The organism is Chitinophaga sp., assembly GCF_036566945.1.
Lineage (GTDB): Bacteria > Bacteroidota > Bacteroidia > Chitinophagales > Chitinophagaceae > Chitinophaga.
Genome location: NZ_DATCVJ010000274.1, coordinates 1 through 7,470 on the forward strand (window position 1 = coordinate 1; position 7,470 = coordinate 7,470).

5 protein-coding genes are annotated in these 7,470 nt (G+C 46.5%); 1 reads left to right on the plus strand and 4 read right to left on the minus strand.

Features of this window, described 5'->3' with window-relative positions:
• The 3 genes from VIP81_RS07990 to VIP81_RS08000 all read right to left on the minus strand — a co-directional run.
• Positions 1 to 3,028 (minus strand): SusC/RagA family TonB-linked outer membrane protein (locus tag VIP81_RS07990; RefSeq protein WP_331958181.1); only part of this gene is annotated, 3,028 nt, incomplete at its 3' end.
• 149 nt (positions 3,029 to 3,177) lie between these two features.
• Positions 3,178 to 4,329 carry a FecR family protein gene (locus VIP81_RS07995; protein ID WP_331958183.1) on the minus strand — a complete coding sequence of 384 codons (1,152 nt, stop codon included), beginning with the start codon at positions 4,327 to 4,329 and terminating at the stop codon, positions 3,178 to 3,180.
• 82 nt (positions 4,330 to 4,411) lie between these two features.
• Entirely contained in the window at positions 4,412 to 5,011 is a 600-nt protein-coding gene (locus VIP81_RS08000; protein ID WP_331958185.1) for an RNA polymerase sigma factor, read from the minus strand.
• A gap of 140 nt (positions 5,012 to 5,151) precedes the next feature.
• On the opposite strand from VIP81_RS08000, the gene VIP81_RS08005 reads away from it, so the two are divergent.
• Positions 5,152 to 6,111 (plus strand): quinone oxidoreductase, encoded by a 960-nt coding sequence (locus VIP81_RS08005; RefSeq protein WP_331958187.1) that lies wholly within the window; start codon positions 5,152 to 5,154, stop codon positions 6,109 to 6,111.
• A 32-nt stretch (positions 6,112 to 6,143) separates the two neighbouring features.
• Here VIP81_RS08005 and VIP81_RS08010 read toward each other — a convergent pair whose 3' ends face one another.
• A complete protein-coding gene (locus tag VIP81_RS08010) occupies positions 6,144 to 7,205 on the minus strand; it encodes an ArsO family NAD(P)H-dependent flavin-containing monooxygenase (protein ID WP_331958189.1) in 1,062 nt (353 codons plus the stop codon).
• Between the last annotated feature and the right edge of the window lie 265 nt (positions 7,206 to 7,470).

The window sequence follows — 7,470 nt, forward strand, 5'->3', positions numbered from 1 at the left end:
AGATGCCATCTCCATTTTTGTCTGCATAAATAAAATCACCATAATACATCTGTGATTTGCCAACCGTATTTACCGGTGAAAAACTGTAACCTGCTGTTTTCATGGCATTCACCCAGGCGAGGTCCTTTTCTGTGCGGATCATACCTGATTTTGGACCGCCATTGATATTTACAGAGCCATCCTGGTTGAAATAGGAACCATCTCCTTTATAGAGATTGCGGACATAGTAAGTGTTGATACCATACCCTTCTATGATTCTTTCTGTGCCACCGGAAGAAACGTCACCGATATTGCTTTTGAATACTTTGTTACCGCCGGCATTAACGCTCCAGCCTTCATTTAAGTAGCCTTTGTATTTTTCAACGACGTTATAGTTGTATGCGAAGTTACCGCCAATGCTGTATTGTACATTACCGACATGATCGTTCCAGTTTACGGCTATTTCCACACCTCTGTTCAGTACAGCAGCGGTATTACGTGTAGGCGCTGTGGTGGTACCGGCAGTGAGATAGATGGGTGGTGTAGTTAAAATCCCGTCTGTATAACGGCTGTAATAATCGAGTCCAACGGTCATGCGGTCTTTCAGTGCACGGAAGTCCAGGCCGATATCTGTTTGAGTGGTCAGCTCCCAGGTAAGTGCTTCATTGGCATATTTGTTACGTGCCAGCCCTACTACCTGAGCATCATTGAAGGAATAATTTACGCCACCATAGGTAGCCATGTAATCATAGTTACCGATTTTGCTGTTACCCAACTGTCCCCAGGATGCTCTGAGCTTTACGTCCTGGATATAACGGTTGATTTCTTTCATAAATGGTTCCTGGGAAAGGCGCCATCCGGCAGAGAAAGAAGGAAAAGTCCCCCAGCGGTTATCCGCAGCAAAGCGGGAAACTCCATCGTAGCGCAGGTTTGCTTCCAGTAAATATTTGTTGTCGAACGCGTAGTTTAATCTGCCAAAGAAAGAGCGGTAAGCATAGCCATAAGCATCGCCATTGGTGCTGACCATGTCTGATGCAGAGCCCAGGGTAGTCACCGTGGCATCGATCAGTTTTTTCTTGGTAGCATCCATATTGTTGAACTTGTAGCTATATTCATTATGGCCTACCAGCGCGTTGATTTCATGTTTTTTGTTAAGCGTAATACCATAGCGCAGCACATTATCAAAAGTGAGGGTATTGCCACGCTCAAAAGAAAAACCAGTGCTGAGTTCAGAAGGAGTTGCAGCCGGTACCAAAATGGTATTGGTAGCAAAATTCCATCTGTCAATGGGTACGGAGTACGACGACTGTTCCTGCTGTCTCATCTGGTAATTCACACGACTTTCCAGTTTCAGGTTTTTCCAGATATTTATTTTGGCGTATACCGTAGTATTAAAACGGGATACCTGGTTTTTACCGTCGTTGCCATACAGGTGTACGAGCAGGTTATTTAAGCCGGCAGATTCATCTGCAGAAGAAGGTGCACCAAATTTACCATTATACATAGGGTATAGGCCTGGCGTGGTTTGACGCAGGTAATTAAATACCAGATCGGAATTACCACGGTCCAGGTTTTCCAGCGATGCAAATGTTTGGGTGCCTAAGGAGAGGAAATCCGCTACTTTGGTTTCCATGTTGGCTCTCAGCTCATATCTTTTATTGCCGGTATTGTGCATCAGTCCCGGATTGTCGAACAGCCGCCCGGAGAGGTTATAGGTGGTAGTTGGGCTACCGCCGGAAACGGACAGACTATGGGTTTGTACGATACTGTTTTCAAAAATTTCTTTGCCCCAGTCGGTATTGGGATAGGCAACATAGTTAGGGATACCAAATTCGTTTACGGCATTTGGATTTTTATTGGCATTGGTCCACAAGTCAATACTGTTTTGAGAATAGGGAGCTGTTTGGCCAATATTGGTAGCTGCCTCATTATACAGCTGCATATGTTTTACATAATCAGATACAAACGTGGGAAGATTGGAAGGTCTTGACATGGACAACACAGAGTTGTAGTTGAGCATGGGCTTTCCTGATTTTCCTTTTTTAGTGGTGATGAGGATGACGCCGTTGGCGGCGAGGGAGCCGTAGATAGAGGCGGAGGCGGCATCCTTCAGGATGCTGATGCTTTCGATATCGTTTGGATTGACCGCATCAATGGAGCCGATGATACCATCGACCAGTACCAGTGCATCATTATTATTCAGCGTGCCTGTACCGCGGATACGGATGGTAGCGCCATCGGAACCGGGGCGACCATTGCCCTGACGTACCGCCACACCTGGCGCCAAACCGGCCAGTGAGGAAGATACATTGGATACGGAACGGTTTTCAATTTGTTTGGAAGAAACAGCGGCTACCGCGCCGGTAAGATTTTCTTTTTTCTGTGTGCCGTAACCTACTACGATCACTTCACTGAGATCAGATTTTTCTTCATTCAGGGTGATTTGCATATTGCCGGCCACAATCGGTGCTTCCTGGCTCTGGAAGCCGATGTATTTAAACAGGAGGATACCGGTTTTTCCTTTTACACGGAGTTTGAATTCACCGGCTTCGTTGGTAACAGTGCCGGTGTTGCTGCCTTTTTCCATCACGGTAACACCGGGGAGGACTTGTCCTTTGAGATCTACTACTGCGCCGTGTACATTAATAGCGGTATCGGCTACGGGTGCGAGATCAATAGCGGGAGCTACTTTGGCGGTGATGAAAATAGTTTTGTTCCGGATGGTGTAGGTATAGGGTTGGTTAGACAGGGCTTTGTTCAGCACTGTTTCTACCGGTGCATTCCTGACTTCCAGGTTTACCGGTTGTGCATGACTCATGCTTTGTACATCATAGAATATACCGTAACCGGCTTGTTGTTCGATTGCTTTAAACACTTTTACCAGGGACATATTTTTTCCGGAAATGGTAATGGTTTGTGAATAAGCGGCAGCACTTAAAGGCCATGATCCGAGGAGCAAGAAAAGAATAAACAATCTTGTAATACGCTGGTATTCAGCTGTAGTCCTCCTTACGCCAACCATATTTTGGCGCGGTACAGGTAAATTCATAAATTGGAATTTGGGTAATGAATAATTTGTTAGCACATAATTTTCTGCCCTATTTTATTGCCGGTATCGACGCCAATCGATGCCGGTTTTTTTATGGGCAGCTTTCTTGTCTGGTTGATATTGTAATTGATAACGAAGCCCGGTTATTTTCAGGGCATTACGACGATCTTCTTTCCATTTATTTTAAAGTTTACATTATACGCTTCAAGGATTTGCAGCACTTCTGACAGTGGTAAATCTTTTTGAATTTTACCTTCGAATAATTTGCCGGAGGCTTTCCCGTCGAAGGTGACATCAAGATCATACCATCTGGCAATCTGCCGCATTACTTCCGGCAGGTAGGCGTTGTGAAACTGGAACCAGCCGTCTTTCCAGGCGATGGCTTGTTCCACATCGACGGTTTGTACCTGGATGGCGCCGGTGCTGCTTACCTGTGCCTGTTGGCCGGGCTGTAGTATTTCACCCGGATGGCTGCCGGTGTTTACTTTTAGTTTGCCTGTGGTTAAAGTAGTGTTGACGGAAGGTTCGTTGGTATAGGCATTTACGTTAAAGCTGGTGCCCAGAACGATGATTTCTTCCCGTTGGTCCACCTTTACGATGAAGGGCGCTTTTTCATTTTGCGCCACTTCAAAATAGAGTTCACCGGTAACGGAAACTGTTCTTTCATTTTTATTAAATGCGGTGGGAAAATGGATGGAAGAGCCGGCGTTGAGCCACACGTGTGTGCCGTCTGGCAATGTTAATTGAAACTGCGCTGCCATGGGGGTGGTGAGCGTGTTATAGGTGACAGTGGTATGTTCTTTCGAATTGGTATACGACAGTTTGGCGCCATTCTGTTGGATGGCGGTATTGCCTTGTTGAAGGACTTGTTTACCAGATTTATCGAGTGTGACGGTGCTTCCATCGGCCAGTGTGAGTATGGCTTTGCTGGTGCCGGGTGCGATATCGGCAAAGGCGTTCTTTTGTGGTGTGGTAGTGTGTTTTTGTTGTTGCCAGAAATAGAACCCGCTGCCGGTAGCTATGGCCATGGCCATTACGGCGGCCGCCACTTTCCAGGTACGCATCCAAACGGATACCGGTGCTTTTGTTGCAAACGTTTGCACAATATTGGCTAAAATGAGGTCGGCCTGGGTGCTGGTCAATACATCGTCGGTATGCTCCAATCGCTGGCCGGCACTGGTTATCATAGCTGCGATGGTGTCGTCATCGGTATGTGCCAGCAGTTGTGCAAGGGCTTTGCGCTCCTCAGCGGTAGCTGTTTTATGATAAAATTTATCGAATAGTTCCTGTGCGGAATGCATGTAATAATTTTTCAGATGATACCTTGCCCGTAGTAAAAGACAACAGAAAGGAAAAAAAGGGGGAAGTCGGCAGGAGAAAAAATTAAAATATTTTTTTATCGTGCATTTCCAGCAGCAATATAATCAGGCCCAGATGCTCTTTAATGTAGGCTGTGAGCGACTTTACGGCCAGTTGCAGGTGCGTTTTAACAGATTCCCGGCCAATGCCCAGCTGCGCAGCGATCTCTGAATACGTGCGTTTCTGGTGGCGGTGAAGCAGGTAAATTTCTTTCTGACGGGGAGAAAGATGTTCTATCCCCTCATCTATTAACGTCAGTACATACTGCCGGGGAATTTCCCCTTCTTCGCTATCGGCGTAGGTCATATGCTGTTCCAGTTCCTCTACATTCATTCTGTCGAGCTGCCGCATCAGCAGCTTCAGCGCATTGAGTGCATGATTGCGTGACATCGCCAGCAGGTAACCCTGGAAGTGTGAAATTTCGTTCAACGTTTCCCTGGACATCCAGATCTTGAGGAATACATCCTGTACAATCTCTTCTGTCAGCACCCTGGATGCTGTAATGCGATGGATATGCGTAGATAAATAAGGTTGCCAGTGGTGAAATAAACTGGCAAATGCCGTCTCACTCCCATTGGCCACCTGTTGTAATATTATTTTTTCATCGAAGGACATATTTTTCATTGTTCCGACTCTATCGTGTTAAAGATAGAAAATCCCGTGGTATCCCCAAATTTAGCTGAAAATCTGTTGTCGCCCCCCGGTAGTTGCTATTGTTTAAATATATTTGGTGACCGCATGGGCCGGACAAAAATAATGAGTACATGAAAGCATTGACCTTTTCGCGCTTTGGCACATCAGACGTATTGGAATATAAAGAAGTGGCAGACCCTGTTTTGCGGCCGGGAGAGTTGCTGGTTGAAATGACATCCATTGGGCTGAATTTTGCGGACATCTACCGCAGAAAGGGAACGTATCATTTAAAAGGCGAACCGCCCTATATCGCAGGGTATGAAGGGGCCGGCATTGTGGCGGACAGCAACCATTTGCCCGGCTTTAAGAAGGGCGACCGGGTAGCATTTGCCGATGTGCCATTTGCCAATGCCACCTTAGTATCCGTGCCGGTTACACATGCTATTCCTTTGCCGGAAGATATTAGTTTTGACACTGCAGCGGCTGTGTTATTACAAGGGCTGACCGCACATTATTTGGCCACAGATAGCCATAAAACGCAGCCGGGAGAAACAGCGCTGATTCATGCGGCCGCCGGTGGTGTAGGACAACTGCTCACACAAATATGTAAACTGCTCGGGGCGCATGTGATTGGGTTAACTTCTTCCGCCATCAAAAAAGAGATCGCACTTTTACAGGGTGCTGACCAGGTACTTTTATATGGAGAAGACTGGAAACAGGCCGTGCTGGACAACTGCCCGGCTGGTGTGGACGTAGTGTACGACAGCGTAGGCAGCACGCTGGAAGATAGTTTCAGCGTAACCCGTACCTGCGGACAGGTAGTGTTTTTCGGGATGGCTGGTGGTAATCCGCCGCTGGTAGATCCGGCCATGCTGATGGATACCTCTAAAACGCTGACCGGTGGCGATTTGTGGAACTATTTAACTTCCGGTGAAGAAAGAATAAAGAGAGCGCATCAATTGTTTGAGTGGATCCGGAGCAAGCAACTGCAGGTAGCCACGCCTGCCACGTTTAAATTATCGGATGGAAAAGCCGCGCATGATTTTTTAGAAAGCCGGAAAAGTACCGGTAAGATATTGTTGATTCCGTAAGCCGATCTTGTCTTTAAAACACAGCCGTTCCATTATTCCGGTTGTCCAAAAAACGCCGTTAATTCCGCTACGGTTTGCCGGGCTGTTCTGCCCACACCAATGAGGGTAGCAGAAGCAAATCCTGTCCAGGAGCCGTAGCCCATGAGCCACAATCCGTTTGTGTCGATAGCCCTGGTACCTTGTGTATTAATCCTGCCATCCGGCTGTATAATGCCTAATGGCTTGAGATGATCCAGGGCAGGTTTATACCCGGTACAAAAAATTACTGCATCTGCGGGTTCCTTCCAGCCACTGTTCCAACCCATGCCTGCTTCATAAAAATGATCGAAGGGCGGGAGTGGGTTTTCATACACCCCTCTTTCGCGTGCTTCTTTTACAGCAGGTACGACTACAATTTTTCCAAGAGATAGCCGCTGATAATCTTTGCCTTGTTTTTGTGCTTCATATTGTTGTGTGGCGGCGTCAAATAAATATTTTCCGTCTATATCATCGGGTAGAAACTCAGGCGGTTTGCGGGTTACCCATACCGTATCGGCTACTTTAGATATTTCTGCCAGGATTTGCGCGCCGGAGTTTCCTTCTCCCACTACTGCTACTCGTTTACCGGTAAATGGTTCGGGGGATATGTATTGGGCCGCATGTAGCAGTGTTCCCTGAAATGTATGGCTGCCGGGAATATCCGGTGTATAAGGATTGCTGTAAATGCCGGTAGCGCTGATCACTGTTTTTGCAACATAATCTCCGGCAGTAGTGGTGAGTACAAAAAGATCTTCCTGTTTTTGTACGGCCGTTACTTTTACAGGTCTTACTATCGGGAATTTATAACGGGCTTCATATTCCTGCAGGTATTGTATGGTTTCCGAACGGGTTGGGTAATAATGTTGACCACCGGGCATTAGCACGCCGGGCAGGGAACTCCATAGTGCCGGCGAAAACAGGGAGAGTGATTTCCAGGTGTGTTGCCATGCACCGCCGGGTTGCGTTTCGCTGTCGAGCAGCAAATAAGAGAGGTTGGCTCTGCGTAAAAAGTAAGCGGCTGATAAAGCTGCCTGTCCTCCGCCAATGATGATCACATCGTAAATAGTACCTGTCATATCGCTGATGTATTATGTCTGTTGGTGAAGATAAAAAAGCTTTTCCGGAATGTGATAAATCAGATCATTTTGAGACTTGTTTTTTTGGCGTGCGTTGTACCTTTGTTGTAAATATATTTTTTTATGAGTGATGAATATTATGATGCTTTTAAAGAGTTTTCCGAACAGCTTTTTAAAAAGAAAGTTACAAATGAAGAGGCGCTTCAGTCGCTTATTCGGGCGGGTATTGTTGATGAAAATGGTAAGTTACTCCCGCCATATGAAG